Source organism: Pseudomonas sp. NPDC089547 (assembly GCF_050280665.1).
In the GTDB taxonomy this organism is placed as follows: domain Bacteria; phylum Pseudomonadota; class Gammaproteobacteria; order Pseudomonadales; family Pseudomonadaceae; genus Aquipseudomonas.
Genome location: NZ_JBNNVS010000002.1, coordinates 105886 through 126336, shown reverse-complemented (window position 1 = coordinate 126336; position 20451 = coordinate 105886). Strand labels below are relative to the sequence as shown.

Genomic DNA, 20451 nt, shown 5'->3' with positions numbered 1-20451 from the left:
CCGCAACTACGTGGCCCAGGCCCGCCTGGGCGCCGACACCCAGGCCGACGAAGTACTGTTCCGCGAACTGCTGGGTGACATTGACGAACCCACTGTCGTCTTCGGCCTGCACGATGTGCAAGGCGATGCCGGCGAGGTGTATGACAGCCGTCAGGCGCTGGATGGCGCACTGTCTGTACGCTTGCGCGAGCAGGCCCGGCAACTGGGCGTAAGTGTTGCCAGCCTGGTGCACCAGGCCTGGGCGCAGGTACTGGCGCAGCTGTCCGGGCGCGAAGAGGTGGTGTTCGGTACGGTATTGCTGGGTCGCCTGCAAGGCGGCGAGGGTGCCGAGCGGGCGCTGGGGATGTTCATCAACACCTTGCCCTTGCGCGTCAGCGTTGGTGCGGCAGCGGCCGCCGATGGCGTACGCCTGACCCACCAGCGTCTGGCGCGGCTGCTGGCCCACGAACAGGCATCGCTGGCCCTGGCCCAGCGTTGCAGCGGCGTACCGGCTACCCAGGCGCTGTTCACCAGCCTGCTCAACTACCGCCACAGCGCCCCGGCCAAGGTAGAACTGCGCCAGGCGTGGCAAGGCATCGAACAGGTGGCCGCCCATGAGCGCAGCAACTACCCGCTGGTGGTCAATGTCGATGACCTGGGTGATGGTTTTGTCCTGACCGTGCAGGCGCTGGCACAGGTGGACGGCGGGCAGGTGTGCCGCCTGCTCGCGACGGCCCTGGAGCAACTGGCCGATGCCCTGCAACATGCCCCGGCCACCCCATTGCATGCCTTGAGCCAACTGGCGCCGGGCGAGCGCGAACGGGTGCTGCAAGGCTTCAACGCAACCCGCCGCGATTACCCGCGGGACCATGCGCTACACCGGCTGTTCGGTGCCCATACCGCGGTCACCCCACAGGCTACCGCCGTGGTGCACGGCAAGCGTGAGTGGACCTATCTGCAACTGGAGCAGCACGCCAATCGCCTGGCTCACCACCTGCTGGGCCTGGGTGTCAGCCCGGGTGACCGTGTAGCGTTGCTGCTGCCGCGCAGCTTTGAACTGCTGGCTGCGCAATTGGCCGTCAGCAAATGCGCGGCGGTGTTCGTGCCGCTGGACAGCAATGCGCCTGCCGAACGCCAGGCGTTCATGATCAACGACAGCCAGGCCCGCGTGCTGCTCACGCTCGCCAGCGAAACGCAGCCTGGTCATGCCCTGCGGGTCGAGCTGGATCGCTGCAACCTGACCGCCTACCCAAGCCATGCGCCGGACCTGCCGGTGAACGCCGACAGCGCGGCCTACATCATGTATACCTCGGGCTCCACCGGTACTCCGAAAGGCGTGCAGGTGCCGCACCGGGCGATCGTGCGCCTGGTGATCAACAACGGTTTCGCCGAGTTCACCCGTGAGGACCGCGTGGCCTTCGCCTCCAACCCGGCATTCGACGCCAGTACCCTGGAGGTCTGGGCGCCCCTGCTCAATGGCGCCCGCGTGGTGGTCATCGACCAGCAGCAGGTGTTGGCCCGCGAGGCCTTGCGTGACGAGCTGCTGGAGCGGGGCGTGAGCGTGCTTTGGCTGACCGCAGGCCTGTTCCACCAGTTTGCCGAAGCCTTGCTGCCAGCCTTCGCCAAACTGCGCTACCTGATGGTGGGCGGTGACGTGCTGGACCCGGCGGTGGTCGCCCGGGTATTGCGCGACGGCGCGCCGCAGCACTTGCTCAATGGCTACGGCCCGACCGAGGCGACTACCTTCAGCACCACCCATGCAATAACCACCGTCGGCCAGGGCAGCATCCCGATTGGCAAGCCGATCGGCAATGGCCGTTGCTATGTGCTCGATGCCCACCGGCAACCGCTGCCGGTAGGCGCCGTTGGTGAGCTGTACATCGGCGGCGATGGCGTGGCCCTGGGTTACCTTGGCCAGCCCGCACTCAGCGCCGAACGCTTCCTCGACGACCCGTTCAGCCGCCAGCCAGGGGCACGCATGTACCGCAGCGGTGACCTGGCCAGTTGGCAGGCCGACGGCACGCTGCGTTACCTGGGCCGTGCCGACCAGCAGGTCAAGCTGCGCGGCTTCCGTATCGAGCTGGGGGAAATCGAGGCGTGCCTCGGCCAGTGCGACGGCGTTCGCGACAGCGCCGTGGTACTGCGTGAAGACACCCCGGGCGACAAACGCCTGGTGGCCTACTTCAGCGCACACACGGCGGCACCGGTAGTGGCCGAACTGCACGCTCGACTGCAGGGCCAACTGCCAGACTACATGCTGCCGGCTGCCTACGTGTGCCTGGCCGAGCTGCCGTTGACAGCCAACGGCAAGCTCGACCGCCGCGCACTGCCGCAACCGGGCGCCGATGCGCTGGTCAGCCGTGCCTTCGAGGCGCCGCAAGGTGAAGTGGAGGTTGCCCTGGCCGCTATCTGGGCAGAGGCCCTGAAGGTTGAGCAGGTCGGGCGCCACGACCACTTCTTCGAGCTGGGCGGCCATTCGCTGCTGGCCGTGACCCTGGTCGAGCGCATGCGCAAGGCCGGCCTGGGTGCCGATGTGCGTGTGCTGTTCGCCCAACCGACTTTGGCGGCACTGGCCGCGGCAGTCGGTACTGGCCGTGAGGTGCAGGTACCGGCCAACCGGGTACCTGTAGATGCCCAGGTCATCACCCCGGACATGCTCAGCCTGATCGAACTGGACCAGGCCAGCATCGACCGTATTGTTGCCTGCGTGCCGGGCGGCGCGGCCAACGTGCAGGAAATCTACCCCCTGGCACCGCTGCAAGAAGGCATCCTTTACCACCACCTCAGCGCCGAACAGGGCGACCCGTACCTGCTGCAATCGCGCCTGGCGTTCGACAGCCTGGCCGACCTGCAGCGCTGGGCCGCTGCCTTGCAGCAGGTGATCGACCGCCATGACATCCTGCGCACCGCCGTGGTCAGCGAAGGCCTGGAGCAAGCGGTGCAAGTGGTGTGGCGTAAGGCGTGCATGAGCGTCACGGCGGTCGAAGGCCTTGGCGACGTGGCCGTGATAGATGCGTTGCAGGCGCGTTTCGACGCCCGTCACCAGCGCCTGGACCTGGCCTGCGCACCGCTGCTGCGCCTGGTGCATGCGGCCGACCCGGCCAACCAGCGGGTGGTGGCGATCCTGCAGTTCCACCACCTGGCTCTGGACCATACCGCCATGGAGGTGATCGCCGGCGAAATGCAGGCGCTGATGGCGGGGCAGGGCGAGCAGTTGCCCGCGCCGGTGCCGTACCGCACCTACGTGGCCCAGGCGCGCCTGGCGGCTGACGATGCCGGCCATGAAGCGTTCTTCCGCGAGATGCTGGGTGACCTGGACGAGCCGACCCTGCCGTTCGGCCTGGCCGATGTGCAAGGCGAAGGGCATGCCATCGAAGAAGCCCACCTGGCCCTGAGCGCCACGCTGGCCCGCAGCCTTCGCGATCAGGCCCGGCAACTGGGCGTCAGTGCCGCCAGCCTGGCGCACCTGGCCTGGGCGCGGGTGCTGGGCGTGCTGGCCAACCGCAGCGACGTGGTATTCGGCACGGTGCTGATGGGCCGCCTGCAAGGCGGTGAAGGGGCGGACCGGGCGCTGGGCGTGTTCATCAACACCTTGCCCCTGCGCATCGACCTGTCGACGCCGGTTCAGCAGGCGGTGCGCCTGACCCACCAAAGGCTGTCGGCGCTGCTGGCCCACGAGCATGCCTCGCTGGCCCTGGCCCAACGCTGCAGCGGCGTGGCGGCGTCCTCGCCGCTGTTCAGCGCCTTGTTCAACTACCGCCACAGCAGTGCCGGCGGCACCGCTGCCGGCGCCCAGGGTGTGCGCCTGCTGGGCGGGGAGGAACGCAGCAACTATCCGCTCACCCTGAGCGTCGATGACCTGGGCGAAGGCTTTGCCTTGAGCGTACTGGCCCAGCAAGGCGTGGGCGCCGAGCGGGTGGCAGGCTGGATGCGCCAGGCGCTGCAGGCGTTGGTCCAGGCACTGGAGCAGGCAGCAGATGTGGCGGTCAGCACGCTGCCGATCCTTGGTCAGGCCGCACGCCAGCAATTGCTGGAAACCTTCAATGCCACCCAGCGTAGCTACCCGAACGGGCAGACCGTGCATGCACTGGTCGAAGCCCAGGCGGCCCGCACGCCGCAGGCTGCTGCCCTGGTGCAGGATGGCCGGGTGCTGAGCTACGGCGAGCTCAACCGCAGCGCCAACCGCCTGGCCCACTACCTGATTGCACGGGGCGTGCAGGTGGGTGACCGCGTTGCACTGTGCCTGCCACGCAGCCTGGACCGCCAGGTTGCCCTGCTGGCGGTGCTCAAGGCCGGTGCGGCCTATGTGCCAATCGACCCGGCTTACCCGGCGGAGCGTATCGGCTATCTGCTGGACGACAGTGCCCCCGCGCTGGTGCTGGTGGAGTCTGCAACGCAAGCACTGGTCGGCGAAACCGCCCGTGTGGTGCTGGACCAGGATGCCTGGCAAGGCGCAGCCGACAGCAACCCGCAGGTAGATGGGTTGGGCCATCGGCAACTGGCCTACGTGATCTACACCTCCGGCTCGACCGGCCAGCCCAAGGGGGTGATGGTCGAGCATGCGACCCTGGCCAACCTGGTGCACTGGCACTGCGAGGCCTTTGCCGTCGGCGCAGGCAGCCACACCAGCAGCGTGGCCGGGTTCGGCTTCGACGCGCTGGCCTGGGAAGTCTGGCCGGCGCTGTGTACCGGGGCGGTGCTGCATTTGCCACCGCTGCAGGTTGCCGGTGAACACGTCGACGAACTGCTGGACTGGTGGCTGGAGCAACCGCTGGCGGTCAGCTTCCTGCCGACCCCCGTCGCCGAGCAGGCACTGCGCCGCGAACGCCAGCACCCGACCTTGCGCACGCTGCTGGTCGGTGGCGACCGCCTGCGCCAGTTCGAGCACGACCCAGGCTTTGACGTGGTCAACAACTATGGGCCCACCGAAACAACCGTAGTGGCCAGCTCCGGGCGCCTGACCCCGGGCGGCCTGCTGCACATCGGCAAGCCGATCGCCAATACCCGCGTCTACGTGCTCGACGCGCAGCGCCAGCCGGTGCCGGTGGGCGCGACAGGCGAGTTGTACATCGGCGGTGCCGGTGTGGCCCGCGGCTACCTCAAGCGTGACGCCCTTAGCGCAGAGCGCTTCCTGGCCGACCCGTTCAGCACCGAGGCCGATGCGCGCATGTACCGCAGCGGCGACCTGGTGCGCTGGAATGCCGATGGCACCCTGGACTACCTGGGCCGCAACGACGATCAGGTGAAGATCCGTGGCGTACGGGTAGAGCTGGGCGAGATCGAAAGCGTGCTGGCTGCCCAGCCAGGCGTTGCCGATGGCGTGGTGCTGGTGCGTGGCGAGCGCCTGCTGGCCTGGTTCACCGAACGCGCGCCGGTCTCGCCGGACGCCTTGCGCCAGGCCATGCAGGCACGCTTGCCGGCGCACCTGGTACCGCTGGCGTTCACGCGCCTGGCTGGGTTGCCGCTGACCCGCCACGGCAAGCTCGACCGCAAAGCCTTGCCAGACCCGGACCCGGCCCAGCTGGCCAGTCAGGCATACCAGGCGCCACAAGGCGCAGTCGAAAACGCACTGGCGTTGGTGTGGGCCGACATGTTGCAGGTCGAGCGGGTGGGCCGTCACGACAACTTCTTCGAGCTGGGCGGCCACTCGCTGCTGGCGGTCAACCTCACTGCACGCCTGCGCCGGCAAGGCTTGCAGGTGGATGTGCGCACGCTGTTCGGCCAACCGAGCATCGCCGCTCTGGCCGCCACCCTGGGCCAAGTGCGCGAGGTGCAGGTGCCCGACAACCTGATCCCCGCTGGCTGCAACCACATCACCCCCGCCATGCTGCCGCTGGTGGCGCTGGAACAGGCCGCCATCGAGCGCATCGTCGCCCAGGTGCCGGGCGGTGCCGCCAACGTGCAGGACATCTACCCGCTGGCGCCGTTGCAGGAGGGCATTCTCTACCACCACCTGAGTGCGGCCGGGCACGATCCCTACGTCCTGCAATCGCGCTTCGCCTTCGCCAGCCGCGAGCACCTGGCCCGTTTCGCCGCCGCACTGGACAAAGTCATCGCCCGCCACGACGTGCTGCGCACCGCCATCCTCTGGGAAGGCCTGCCGCAACCCGTCCAGGTGGTCCTGCGCGAAGTCCCTCCGCTTGCCACGGCCCCCTGTGGGAGCGGGTTCACCCGCGAAGAATCCACCGCCGCATTCAACCTGAGCCAGGCCCCGCTGATCCGCCTGCTCCACACCGACTCGGACGGCCCCATCGAAGCCACCTTGCAGTTCCACCACATCATCCTCGACCACACCGCCATGGAAGTGGTCGCCGAGGAACTGATCGGCTACCTGCAGGGCAGCACCGAACCAGCCCATGCCCCGGTGCCTTACCGCAACTACGTGGCCCAGGCCCGCCTGGGCATCAGCCAGGCCGAGCACGAGGCGTTCTTCCGCGAGCAACTGGCCGATATCGACGAGCCGACCTTGCCGTTCGGCCTCAGCGATGTGCAAGGCGATGGCCGCGACATCGAAGAAGCACAGCTGTGGCTGGATGAAGCCCTGGCGCAACGCCTGCGTGCGCAGGCGCGGCACCTGGGCATCAGCGTCGCCAGCCTGTTCCACCTGGCCTGGGCACGCTTGCTGGGCGCTGCGAGCGGCCAGCCGCGGGTGGTGTTCGGTACGGTACTGCTAGGCCGCCTGCAAGGTGGCGAGGGCGCCGAACGCGCGCTGGGTATGTTCATCAACACCCTGCCGCTGCGCATCGACCTTGCCGGCGTCAGCCTGCGCGAAGGTGCCAATGCCACCCACCAGTCGCTCAGTGTGCTGCTGGCCCACGAGCATGCCTCGCTGGCCCTGGCCCAGCGTTGCAGCGGTGTCGCGGCGCCGCAGCCATTGTTCAGCGCGATGCTCAACTACCGCCACAGCAGCCAGGCCACCGCCAGCCAGAAACAGGCGACTGCGGGTATCGACAGCCTGGAAAGCCAGGAACGCAGCAACTACCCGCTGGGCCTGAACGTGGACGACACCGGGCAGGGCTTCCGATTGGTGGCCATGACACCGGTCGAAGTGGGTGCGGCGCGCATTTGCGGGCAGATGGACCAGGTGTTGCAAGGCATGGTCGAAGCCCTGGAGCATGAGCCGGAGCTGCCGTTGCAGTGCCTGCCCGTATTGCCGGCCGAGGAGCGCCAGCGCGTGCTGGTGGCGTTCAACGACACGGCGGTTGACTACAACCTTGAGCAGACCCTGCACGGCATGATTGAAGCGCAGGTTGTGCGCACGCCGGATGCCGTGGCGGTGCGGGCTGAAGAGGGCGAACTCACTTACCGTCAGCTCAACGAACAGGCCAACCGCCTGGCGCATCATCTGATCGGGTTGGGCGTTAAACCGGATGATCGGGTAGCGATCTGCGTCGAACGCGGGCTGTCGATGGTGGTTGGGTTGCTGGCCATCCTCAAGGCGGGTGGCGCTTATGTGCCGGTCGACCCGGATTACCCGGCAGAGCGGGTACGGCACATGCTGAGCGACAGCGCGCCAGTGGCGGTGCTGGTGCATGCGGCTACCCGGCAAGTACCGGAAGCCGGCCTGCGGATTGATCTTGATCACCCGAACTGGGGCGACCTGGCTGCCAGCAACCCGACCGTGGATGAACTGACCCCGCGACACCTGGCCTACGTGATCTACACCTCGGGCTCCACCGGTTTGCCGAAAGGCGTGATGAACGAGCATGCCGGGGTGGTCAACCGGTTGCTGTGGATGCAGGACGCCTACGGCCTGGATGCTGATGACGTGGTGCTGCAAAAGACCCCGTTCAGCTTTGACGTGTCGGTGTGGGAGTTCCTCTGGCCATTGCAGACCGGCGCCAGGCTGGTCATGGCGCGCCCAGGCGGGCACCGCGACCCCGAGTACCTGCGTGAAGTGATTGCCCGCGAACACATCACCACCCTGCATTTCGTCCCGTCAATGCTGGATGTGTTCCTCTCATCTGGCCCCACTGCAATTCCTGTGGGAGCGGGCGCGCCCGCGAAGAATCCAACACGGTGCATGGCACCGGCTTCGCCGGTGTTCGCGGGCGCGCCCGCTCCCACAGGGTCGGCGTGTGCCCCGGACAATGCACCGATCCCACGATTGGTCCGCGTGATCTGTTCGGGCGAAGCATTGCCGGGGAATCTGGTACGGCGCTTCCACGCACAATTGCCAACCGTCGAACTGCACAACCTCTACGGCCCAACCGAGGCCGCCGTCGACGTCAGCGCCTGGCACTGCACAACCGCCCCCGACAACACCCCCATCGGCAAACCCATCGCCAACACCACCCTGTACATCCTCGACGACCAGCAACAACCGGTCCCGCAGGGCGTTGCCGGCGAGCTGTACATCGGCGGCGTGCAGGTCGCCCGCGGCTACCTGAACCGCGCCGAGCTCACCGCCGAGCGCTTCATCGACGACCCGTTCGTACCCGGCGCACGCCTGTACCGCACCGGCGACCTGGCCCGCCACCTGGCCGACGGCAACATCGAGTACCTGGGCCGCAACGACGACCAGGTCAAACTGCGTGGCCTGCGCATCGAACTGGGCGAAATACAGGCCGGCCTCACTGCCATCGACGGTATCAAGGAGGCCGTGGTGCTCGCTCACGACCAACGCCTGATCGCTTATTACACCGGCCAGGCGCTAACCCTCGAAACCCTGCGCACGTCGCTGCTCGCGCACCTGCCGGAATTCATGGTCCCGGCGCAGTTCATGCACCTCGAAGCACTGCCGCTGAGCCCCAACGGCAAGCTCGACCGCAAGGCCTTGCCTGCACCCGGTGCCATCGAGGAGCGCCCTTATGCCGCCCCCGAAGGCGAAACCGAAACCCTGCTGGCTGCACTGTGGTGCGAGCTGCTGGGCGTGGAGCGGGTAGGGCGCCACGATAACTTCTTCGAACTGGGCGGCCACTCGCTGCTGGCAGTGACACTGACGTCGCGGCTGCGTGAGCAAGGCCTGGAGGCCGATGTGCGCGCCCTGTTCGACCAACCGACCCTGGCCGGCTACGCAGCCATCACAGACAGCATGGAGATCGTCCTGTGAGCATCAACCAATTACTGGCAACACTGACCGCGCACAATGTGCAACTGGCACTCAAGGATGGCCAGCTGGTGGTCCAGGGCAACCGCCAGGCACTGACCGACACCACCCTGGTGGCGCAACTGCGGGCGCACAAGCCCACCCTGGTCGGCATGATCGAGCGTGGCGAATACGTGGCGGTGAAGCAGGGCGCGGTGCAGGTGCCGGGCAACCTGATCCCGGAAGGCTGCACGCACATCACCCCGCCCATGCTCAACCTGGTCACGCTCGACCAGGCCAGCCTGGACAGCATCGTCGGCGCAATCCCCGGCGGTGCGGCCAATGTGCAGGACATCTACCCACTGGCGCCGTTGCAGCAAGGCATGCTGTTCCACCACGCCAGTGCCACCGACCATGACCCCTACGTGATGCAGGCGCGCTTCGTGTTCGCCAGCGAGGCGCGTCTGTTGGCGTTCGCCGACGCTTTGCGCGGGGTAATCGCCCGCCACGACATCCTGCGCACCTCGGTGCACTGGCAGGGGCTGGAAGCGCCGGTGCAGGTGGTATGGCGCCACGCCGAGCTGGCGGTACTGAGCCTGCCTGCCGATGCCCCGGGGCGCGAATGGCTCGACCTGACCCAGGCGCCGCTGATGCGCCTGCTGCGTGAAGCGCCGCAGGCCGACGGCAGCCTCGCCGCCATCTTGCAGTTCCACCATATCGCCATGGACCACAGCGCGCTGGATGTGGTGCGCCACGAGCTGATTGCCTTCCTCAGTGGCGAGCAGGCGCAGCTGGGCACACCGGTGCCGTTTCGCAACTACGTGGCACAAGCGGTGCTGGGTATCAGCGAAGCCGGGCACGAAGCGTTCTTCCGCGACATGCTCGGCGATATCGACGAAGCCACCCTGGCCTACGGGCTGCAGGACGTACAGGGCGCAGGCCCGGCACACAACGAGCACCAACTCGAGCTGCCACCGGCCCTGTGCCAAGGGCTGCGTGCCCAGGCCCGCAGCCTGGGGGTGAGTGTCGCCAGCCTGTTTCACCTGGCTTGGGGCCGGGTGCTGGGCGGCCTGACCGGGCGTGAGCAGGTGGTATTCGGCACCGTGCTGATGGGCCGCCTGCTGGGCGCAGAAGCCACTGACCGGGCGCTGGGCATCTTCATCAACACCTTGCCACTGCGGGTGGACCTGGGCGGCGCCGACCTGGCTAGCGCCGTACGCGCCACCCATCAGCGCCTGAGCGCACTGATGCGCCATGAACATGCGCCACTGGCCCTGGCCCAGCGTTGCAGTGGCGTGGCTGCGCCAGCGCCGCTGTTCAATGCCTTGCTCAACTACCGCCACAGCGCGCCGGGCAGTGCCCAACCACGTCGGGCCGCGTTGGCCGGCATCGACATTGTCGAGTCGGCCGAGGCCACCAACTACCCGCTGACCTTGAGCGTGGACGACCTCGGCGAGGCCTTCCGCCTGACCCTGCTGGCCAGCGCCGAAGTGCCGGCCCAGCGGGTCTGCGCCTACCTGCAACAGGCCCTGCACAGCCTGCTGCAAACCCCGCAAGTGGCCGTGAACCGGCTGGGCATGCTCCCCGCCGCTGAGCGCGAAGAACTGCTGGAAGGCTTCAACACCTGCGCTGCCAGCTACGAGCAGCACCTTACCCTGCACCAGCGTTTCGAGCAGCAAGCCGCCAGCGTCCCGCAAGCCATTGCCGCGACCAGTGACGGCGCGCAGCTGAGCTATGCCGCCCTAAACCAGCAGGCCAATGCCTTGGCCCATCACTTGATTGCGCTTGGCGTGCGCCCGGACGAGCGGGTTGCGGTGGTGGCCCGGCGCGGCCTGGAAACGCTGGTGGGCTTGCTGGCCGTGCTCAAGGCCGGCGCCGGCTATGTACCGGTGGACCCGGCGCACCCGGACGAGCGCGTTGGCTACCTGCTGGAAGACAGCAGCCCGGTGGTGGTGCTGACGCAACAGGCGCTGCGCCATCGCCTTGCGCATGTTGACGTACCCCTGCTGTTGCTGGATCAGCCGAGCTGGCCGGCAGCCGACGGCAACCCGACCGTTCAAGGGCTTGCCGCGCACCACCTGGCCTATGTGATCTACACCTCGGGTTCGACCGGCCAGCCCAAAGGCGTGATGGTCGAACACCGCAGCGTCAACAACCTGGTCGACTGGCACTGCCGTGCCTTCGACCTGTGCCAGGGCCGGCACACCTCGAGCCTGGCCGGCTTTGGCTTCGACGCCATGGCCTGGGAGGTATGGCCGGCCTTGTGCGCCGGGGCCACGCTGCACCTGGCCCCCGCGACCGAGGGCCACGACGACCTCGACGCCATGCTCGCCTGGTGGCAGGCACAGCCGCTGGACGTGAGCTTCCTCCCCACCCCGGTGGCTGAATATGCCTTCAACCACCAACTGGAACACCCGACCTTGCGCACCCTGCTGATCGGTGGCGACCGCCTGCGCCAGTTCAACCGCACCCAGCGCTTTGCCGTGGTCAACAACTACGGGCCGACCGAAACCACCGTGGTGGCCAGCTCCGGGGCGTTGCAGGCGGGGAGTGTGCTGCATATCGGCAAGCCGGTGGACAACGCGCGGCTGTATGTACTCGATGCGCACCTGCAACCGGTGCCGCTGGGCGTGCCCGGCGAGCTATACATCGGCGGCGCCGGGGTTGCCCGTGGCTACCTGAACCGCCCGCAGCTGACGGCCGAACGCTTCCTCGACGACCCGTTCGTGGCGGCCGGGCGCATGTACCGTAGCGGTGACCTGGTGCGCTGGCTGGCCGATGGCACGCTTGATTACCTGGGCCGCAACGACGATCAGGTGAAGATCCGTGGCGTGCGGATCGAACTGGGCGAAATCGAAAGCCGCCTGGCGACCCTGGCCGGTATCGACGAAGCGGTGGTGATCGCGCGTGAGGACCAGCCCGGGCAGCCGCAACTGGTGGCCTACTTCACGGCCAAGGCCGACGTTCAGCCACTTACCCCGGAAGGCCTGCGCACGCAGATGCAGGCGCATTTGCCGGAGTACATGGTGCCGGTAGCTTTCGTCGAGCTGCCGGCACTGCCGCTCACGGCCAACGGCAAGCTCGACCGCCGGGCGCTGCCAAGGCCTGGGCGTACAGCACTGTTCGAGCAGGCCTACGAGGCGCCGGAAAGCGAGCTGGAGCAAGCTCTCGCGCAGCTCTGGGCGGAACTGTTGCAGGTCGAGCGGGTAGGGCGCAGTGACCATTTCTTCGCGTTGGGCGGCCACTCACTGCTGGCCATGCGCATGGTGTCGCAGGTGCGCCTGCGCCTGGGCGTGGAGCTGAGCCTGGCGCAGCTGTTTGCCAACCCGCAGCTCGCTGCCGTTGCCCAGGTGCTCGCCACTGCCGGGCGCAGCGAGCTGCCGCAGATTATGCCGGTCGCGCACGAGCAGGCCTTGCCGATGTCGTTCGCCCAGCAGCGGCTGTGGTTCCTGGCGCAGATGGAAGGCGGGAACCAGGCCTACAACGTGCCGTTGGCCCTGGGGCTGCGCGGGCCGCTGGATGCCGCTGCGCTGGAAGGCGCGCTGCTGCGCATCATCGAGCGCCACCAGACCTTGCGCAGCCGCTTCATCCCGCGCGATGACAGCGCCGAGGTGGTGATTGCCGCGATCCCCGGCGCCGACTGGTTCCACTGTGAAGACGCAGCCGCCGAGGCCGTGCCGGGCCGCCTGCGCGATTTTGCCGCGGCACCGTTCGACCTGGCCCACGGGCCGCTGCTGCGGGCCAACCTGCTGCGCCTGGGGGCGCAACAGCATGTGCTGGCCCTGACTGTTCACCATATCGTTGCCGACGGCTGGTCGCTGGGCGTGCTGACCCACGAGCTGAGCGCCCAATACGCAGCCTTGTGCAACGGCAGTGATGACCCGCTGCCGCCGCTGGCCATCCAGTACGGCGACTACGCCGTGTGGCAGCGCCGCTGGCTGGCCGGTGACCAGTTGCAACGCCAGGCGACCTACTGGCAACAAATGCTGGAAGGTGCACCTGAGCTGCTCAAGCTGCCTGCTGACCGTCAACGTCCGGAGCGCCAGGACTTTGCCGGTGCCAGCCTGGCGCTGCAGCTTGAACCGCGCCTGACGGCCGCATTGCGGACCTTGGCCCAGCGCCACGGGGTAACGCTGTACATGACCGTGCTCGCTGCCTGGGCGGCCTTGCTCGGCCGCCTGGCAGGCCAGCCGGAGGTGGTGGTCGGTTGTCCGGTGGCGGGGCGCGGCCGGGCCGAGCTGGAGCCGCTGGCCGGGCTGTTCGTCAACACCCTGGCGATGCGCATTGACAGCAGTGCGGCGCCCACCGGCCAAGCGCTGCTACAGCAGGTGCGCAGCCGAGTGCTGGAAGCCCAGGCCCACCAGGACCTGCCGTTCGAGCACGTGGTGGAAATGCTCCGCCCGACACGCAGCCTTGGGCATACACCGCTGTTCCAGACTTCCCTGAACTGGCAGGCGACCGAGGGCGCGGCGTTGCACTTGCAGGGCTTGCAGCTGGAGGCCGTGGCCCAGGCCGCGACAGTGGCCAAGTTCGACCTCACGCTCAACCTGGGCGAACGTGGCGACACCCTGGTCGGCAGCCTCGACTACGCCACGGCGCTGTTTGACCCCGTGACCGTGCAGCGTTACATGGGGTATTTCGAGCGCCTGTTGTGGGCGATGGCGGATGACGCCCAGCAGGTGCTGGCACAGGTGGAACTGGTCGATGCAATAGAGCGTCAGGCCTTGCTACACACCTGCAACGCCACCCGGTACCCGTATCCGCGAGACGCGGCCGTGCACCGCCTGTTCGAGCAGCGCGTCACCCGTCACCCGTTGGCCCTGGCGGCGGTGCAGGGCGAGCAGGCACTGTGCTATGGCGAGCTGAACGAGCGCGCCAACCGCCTGGCTCATTACCTGATCGCCAACGGCGTACTGCCGGGCGCCAACGTGGCCATCCTGCTGCCACGGTCGCTAACGCTGCTGGTGGCGCAACTGGCCGTGCTGAAGTGCGCCGCCACCTATGTGCCGCTGGATATCCATGCCCCCGCCGAGCGCCAGGCGTTCATGCTCGAGGACTGCCAAGCGGCGCTGTTGCTGACCTCCAGCGAGGTTGCGGCTGACCTGCCGGCGCAGCGCATCGAGCTCGATGGCCTGGCGCTCGACCGCCAACCCGGGCACAACCCGGCATTGGCGCAGGATGCCGCCAGCGCCGCCTATGTGATGTACACCTCCGGTACGACCGGCAAGCCCAAGGGCGTGTGCGTGCCGCACCGGGGAATCGCGCGCCTGGTGTTGAACAACGGCTATGCCGAGCTGCTGGACAGCGACCGGGTCGGGTTTGTTTCCAACCCTGCATTCGACGCCAGTACCTTCGAAGTCTGGGGCGCACTGCTCAACGGTGGCCAGGTGCGCGTGATCGACCACGCCACGCTGATCGATCCACCGCGCTTTGCCGCGGCGCTGGTGGAGGAGGGGCTCAGCGTGCTGTTCCTGACCACCGCGCTGTTCAACCAGTACGTGCAACTGGTACCCGAAGCACTGGCCACGCTGCGCGTGCTGATCAGCGGTGGCGAGCGTGCCGAACCGGCAGCCTTCCGGGCCTTGCTGCAACAGGCACCGGGGTTGCGTTTGCTGAACGGCTACGGGCCAACCGAAACCACCACCTTCGCGGTTACCTGCGAGGTGCGCGACCTGGCAGACGACGCCGCCCAGGTACCCATTGGCCGGCCTATCGGCAATACCCAGGTGTATGTGCTGGATGCCTGGCAACGGCTGGTACCGCAGGGTGTGGTCGGGGAACTGTACATTGGCGGCGATGGCGTGGCCCTGGGCTACCTGAACCGTGCCGAACTGACGGCTCAGCGCTTCATCGACGACCCCTTCAGCAACCAGCCCGGTGCTCGGCTGTACCGCACGGGCGACCTGGTGCGCTGGCGCGGCGATGGCCAGCTGGAGTGCCTGGGGCGCAATGACGACCAGGTGAAGATCCGCGGCTTCCGCATGGAACTGGGCGAGATCGAGCAGCAACTTGCCCAGGCTCCGGGTATTGGCGAAGTGCTGGTGATGGCCGTTGCCGATGAAACTGGGCCCTTGCGCCTGGTGGCCTGGTACACCCGCCAGGACGCTACGCTGGATGCCTTGCAGCTGCGCAGCTACCTGCGCGGCCGGTTGCCGGAGTACATGGTGCCATCGGCCTTCGTTGCGCTGGCACGGATGCCGCTGAACCCCAACGGCAAGATCGATCGCCAGGCCCTGCCGGCACCAAGCGCGCAGGACTTTGCCGTGGCCGCGTTCGAGGCCCCCGAAGGCGAGCGCGAGCAGGCCTTGGCGGCGCTGTGGGCGGAGTTGCTCGACGTACAGCCGATCGGCCGCCACGACCGCTTCTTCGAACTGGGCGGCCATTCGCTGCTGGCCATGCGCATGCTGGCGCAGGTGCGCCAACGCCTGGGCCATGAGCTGGCCCTGACCGACCTGTTCGCCGACGACACCCTGGCCGCCGTCGCCGCTTGCCTGGTGCGCGAGGGCCAGGCGTTGCCAGCCATCACGCCCATGCCACGCGAAGGCCGGCTGCCGCTGTCGTTCGCCCAGCAACGCTTATGGTTCCTGGCCCAGTTGCAGGAGGCCAGCGCGGCCTATCACATCCCCATCGCCTTGCGCCTGCAAGGCCCGCTGCAACGTGCGGCGCTGGAGCAGGCGCTACGCCGGCTGATCGAACGGCACGAAAGCCTGCGCAGCCAGTTTGTCGAGCAGGACGGCGAGCCGCATGTGCAACTGGCACCTGACAGCCGCGGGTTCAGCCTGGCTTGGCAGGGCTGCCCGGGGCTGGAGCAGCCGGCGCTGGACGCATTGCTGCGTGAAGAAGCCGGCCAGGCCTTTGCCTTGGCCCGCGACCTGCCGATACGCGGGCGGGTGCTGCAACTGGCCGAGGACCACCACATGCTGTTGCTGACCTTGCACCACCTGGTTGCCGACGGTTGGTCGCTGGGCGTGCTGGTCAGGGAGCTGGGTGAACTCTACCAGGCCTTCAGCACCCACCAGCCTGACCCGCTGCCCGCCTTGCCGGTGCAGTACCTCGACTACGCCCTGTGGCAACGGCGCTGGTTGAGTGGCGCGGCCTTGCAACAGCAGGCTGACTACTGGGCCGCACAACTGCGCGACGCACCGGCACTGCTGAGCCTGCCCTGGGACCGGCCGCGGCCGGAGCGCCAGCAGTACGCAGGCGACAGTGTCGCACTGCGCCTGGACCCCCGCTTGAGCGGCGAACTCAAGGCGGTGTGCCGGCGCCATGGCGCTACCCCGTACATGCTGTTCATGGCTGCCTGGGCGGTGCTGCTGGCTCGCTTGGCCGGCCAGGACGAGGTGGTCATCGGCTCACCGGTCGCCAACCGCCAGCAGGTCGAGGTAGACGGGCTGATCGGCATGTTCGTCAACTCCCTGGCACTGCGCCTGGATGTGTCGGGTGCACCGGATGTGGCAACGTTGCTGGCCCGGGCCAAGGCGGTGGTGCTGGCGGGGCAGGCCCACCAGGACCTGCCGTTCGAGCAGGTGGTCGAGCTGCTGCGCCCACGGCGCAGCCTGGCGCATACACCGCTGTACCAGGTGTCGCTGGACTGGGACGGCAACCCTGGGCACCAGGCGCTGCAACTGGCGGACCTGGCGGTGACTGCACTGGGCGGCCCGGCCAACATCGCCAAGTTCGACCTGAGCCTGAGCCTGGGCGAGCGCGACGAGGGTTTTGCCGGTGGCATCGTCTATGCCACAGCGCTGTTCGAACGGGCGACCATCGAGCGCTTTGCCGGCTACTTCGAGCAAGTACTGTGGGCTTTTGCGAGCGGCGACCGGGCTGTTCCGGCGCATACCGCGCTGCCCGATGCGCATGAACGCAAGCGCTTGCTGCTCGATTTCAACGATACGGCGGTTGACTACAACCTTGAGCAGACGCTGCACGGCATGATTGAAGCGCAGGTTGTGCGCACGCCGGATGCCGTGGCGGTGCGGGCTGAAGAGGGCGAACTGAGTTACCGTCAGCTCAACGAACAGGCCAACCGCCTGGCGCATCATCTGATCGGCTTGGGCGTTAAACCGGATGATCGGGTAGCGATCTGCGTCGAACGCGGGCTGTCGATGGTGGTTGGGTTGTTGGCCATCCTCAAGGCCGGAGGCGCTTATGTGCCGGTCGACCCGGATTACCCGGCGGAACGTGTACGGCACATGCTGAGCGACAGCGCGCCAGTCGCGGTGCTGGTGCATATGGCTACCCGGCATGTGCCGGAAGCCGGCCTGCTGGTTGATCTGGACCAACCGGTCTGGGGCGATCTGCCAGGCAGCAATCCGCTTGTGGCGGGGTTGAGCCCGCGGCATCTGGCCTACGTGATCTACACCTCAGGGTCCACCGGCTTGCCCAAAGGCGTGATGAACGAGCATGCCGGGGTGGTCAACCGCTTGCTGTGGATGCAGGACGCCTACGGCTTGGGTGCCGATGATGTGGTGCTGCAAAAGACCCCGTTCAGCTTTGACGTGTCGGTGTGGGAGTTCCTCTGGCCATTGCAGACTGGCGCCAGGCTGGTCATGGCGCGCCCAGGCGGGCACCGCGACCCCGAGTACCTGCGCGAAGTGATTGCCCGCGAACACATCACCACCCTGCATTTCGTCCCGTCAATGCTGGATGTATTCCTCTCCTCCGGCCCCACCGCGATCCCTGTGGGAGCGGGCGCGCCCGCGAACACCGGCGAAGCCGGTGCCATACACCGTGTTGGGTTCTTCGCGGGCTCGCCCGCTCCCACAGGGACGGCGTACACACCGGAAAATGTACCGTTTGCGAAAATGGTCCGCGTGATCTGTTCAGGCGAAGCGTTGCCGGGGAATCTGGTACGGCGCTTCCACGACCAGTTGCCAACCGTCGAACTGCACAACCTCTACGGCCCAACCGAAGCCGCCGTCGACGTCAGCGCCTGGCACTGCACAACCGCCCCCGACAGCACCCCCATCGGCAAACCCATCGCCAACACCACCCTGTACATCCTCGACAACCAGCAACAACCGGTCCCGCAGGGCGTTGCCGGCGAGCTGTACATCGGCGGCGTGCAGGTCGCCCGCGGCTACCTGAACCGCGCCGAGCTCACCGCCGAGCGCTTCATCGACGACCCGTTCGTACCCGGCGCACGCCTGTACCGCACCGGCGACCTGGCCCGCCACCTGGCCGACGGCAACATCGAGTACCTCGGCCGCAACGACGACCAGGTCAAGCTCCACGGCCTGCGCATCGAACTGGGCGAGATCCAGGCGTGCCTCACCGGCATCGCAGGGGTCAACGAGGCGGTGGTGATCGCCCGCGAACAGCAATTGCTGGCCTACTACACCGGCCAGCAGCATACGCTGGAGGCGTTGCGCGCAGCGTTGCTGAGCCACTTGCCCGCGTTCATGGTGCCTGCGTTGTTCGTACACCTGGACACGCTGCCGTTGAGCCCGAACGGCAAGCTCGACCGCAAGGCGCTGCCAGAACCCGGTGCGCTACACGACCGACCGTTCGAAGCGCCGCAGGGCGCTACCGAAGGCCTGCTCGCAGCCATCTGGACGGAACTGCTGGACGTTGAGCGGGTAGGGCGCCATGACAACTTCTTCGAGCTCGGTGGCCATTCCCTGGCGGCCATTCGCCTGGTCGACCGGCTCAACAAGGCAGGCTTGCAGGCAGCGCTCAACGACGTGTTCCAGCAGCCCAGCGTTGCGCGGCTGGCAGCCCGGCTTGCCGATAGCACCCGGGAAGCGCAGGGGGTGGTCACGGTACGCCCGGGTTCGGCACAGACGCCGCTGTTCCTGGTGCACGAGTTCACCGGGCTGGATTTCTACTTCCCGGTGCTGGGCCAGCAAATGGGCGGCGACTTCGCCATCTACGGGTTGCCCGGTGTACCGGCCGGCCAGCCGCAGCCGCGCACCCTGGAGTGCCTGGCACGCTATCAGGTCGAGCAGATGCGCAAGGTCCAGCCGCAGGGACCATACCGCCTGGCAGGCTGGTCATTCGGCGGGGTCGTGGCGTTCGAAATGGCCAACCAGTTGTTGGGGGCGGACGAGGCGGTCGAATTCCTCGGGCTGATCGACAGCTATGTGCCCCGCCTGGCCGACCAGGGCAAGGCGCGCTGGTCGGGGCCCCATGCGCTGGAACGACAACTGTTGCTCAACTGCACGACGTTCTGGCGCACGCAGGGGCCGGAGGCTGCCGGCAAAGTCGCGCACTTGCAGCAGCTGGAAGCTGCGCAGGGGGACTTTGCCGGTTTGCTGGCCAGCTGCCGCGAGCACGGTCTGCTCTATGGCTTGTGGGCGAACATGAGCGATGCGCAACTGCTGCATTACTTCAGCCGTGAACTGGCCCACGGCCATGCCCTGGCGCATTACCGCCCGGCCAGCTTGAACATACCGGTGCACCTGTTCCGCGCCGAGCAGGGCAGTGACAGCCTGTCGACGCTTGGTTGGCGCGAGGCACTGCCGACCCAGCCGCTGCTGATCGTGGGCGTGCCGGGTGACCACCGCAGCCTGATGCAGGCGCCGCACGTGGCAACCTTGGCGCAGGCCTTGACCCAGGCGCTTGCCAGGTGCCCGGTTGCGGCAACGCCGGGCTATGCCGGGCACGTTGCCATCCAGACCGGGCAACACGGCCATGCGCCGCTGTTCTGTGTACCGGGGGCAGGGGACAGCGTCACCAGCTTCATTGGCCTTGCCGAAGCGCTGGGGCCGGAATGGCCGTTGCATGGCCTGCAAGCCCGCGGCCTGGACGGTGGCAGCGTGCCACACGGCACGGTGGAAGCCGCAGCCGACTGCCATGTGCAGGCGATCGAAGCGCTGTACCCGCACGGCCCGCTGAACCTGGTCGGGCATTCGTTTGGTGGCTGGGTGGCGCATGCCATTGCCGCCAGGTTCGAAGCCAAGGGCCGGCTGGTACGTTCGTTGACCCTGATCGACAGCGAGGCACCGGGTACCGGCAGCACCTGTGGCCAGCCGTACACCTTCGGCGAGGCCTTGCTGCGGCTGGTCGACGCGCTGCAACTGGCCACGGGCAAGGCCTTGGGTATCGACCCGGCCGCTTTCGCCCTGGCGACAGATGACCAACAGTTGCAGCAACTGCACGCGGGCATGGTGCGCAACGGGCTGTTGCCCGCACGCTCCACGCCACGGGTGCTGGATGGCACCGTGCGCACCTTTGCCACGGCACTGCGCACGGTTTACCGGCCGACACTGACCTACACCGGGCCGGTGGGCCTGGTATTGGTGGATGACCCGCAACTGGATGCCCTGGGCAATGCCCGCGAGCATGCGGCGATGCAGGAGGGCTGGCAGCAACTGATGCCGCAACTGGCGCTGTGGCAGGGTCCGGGCGACCACTTCAGCATTTTGAAAGTGCCGGATGTATTCAGCCTGGCAGCCTGGTGGCATGACAGCCAGGCAGTGCAGCACGGAAAGGTTAGCCAATGA

2 protein-coding genes (1 of these 2 only partly in view) are annotated in these 20451 nt (G+C 67.5%); both read left to right on the top strand.

Annotated features, from left to right (window positions below; genetic code table 11):
• Positions 1–9031, top strand: partial view of a non-ribosomal peptide synthase/polyketide synthase gene (locus tag ACQKPZ_RS02235; protein ID WP_427535285.1) — the final stretch only. The gene continues 13541 nt to the left of window position 1, outside the view; the window shows 9031 of its 22572 coding nt (coding positions 13542–22572); the start codon falls outside the window, past its left edge; it ends in the stop codon at positions 9029–9031.
• Positions 9028–20451, top strand: a complete 11424-nt coding sequence (locus ACQKPZ_RS02230; RefSeq protein WP_427535284.1) for an amino acid adenylation domain-containing protein — start codon at positions 9028–9030, stop codon at positions 20449–20451. Before ACQKPZ_RS02235 ends, ACQKPZ_RS02230 begins: the two co-directional genes overlap by 4 nt.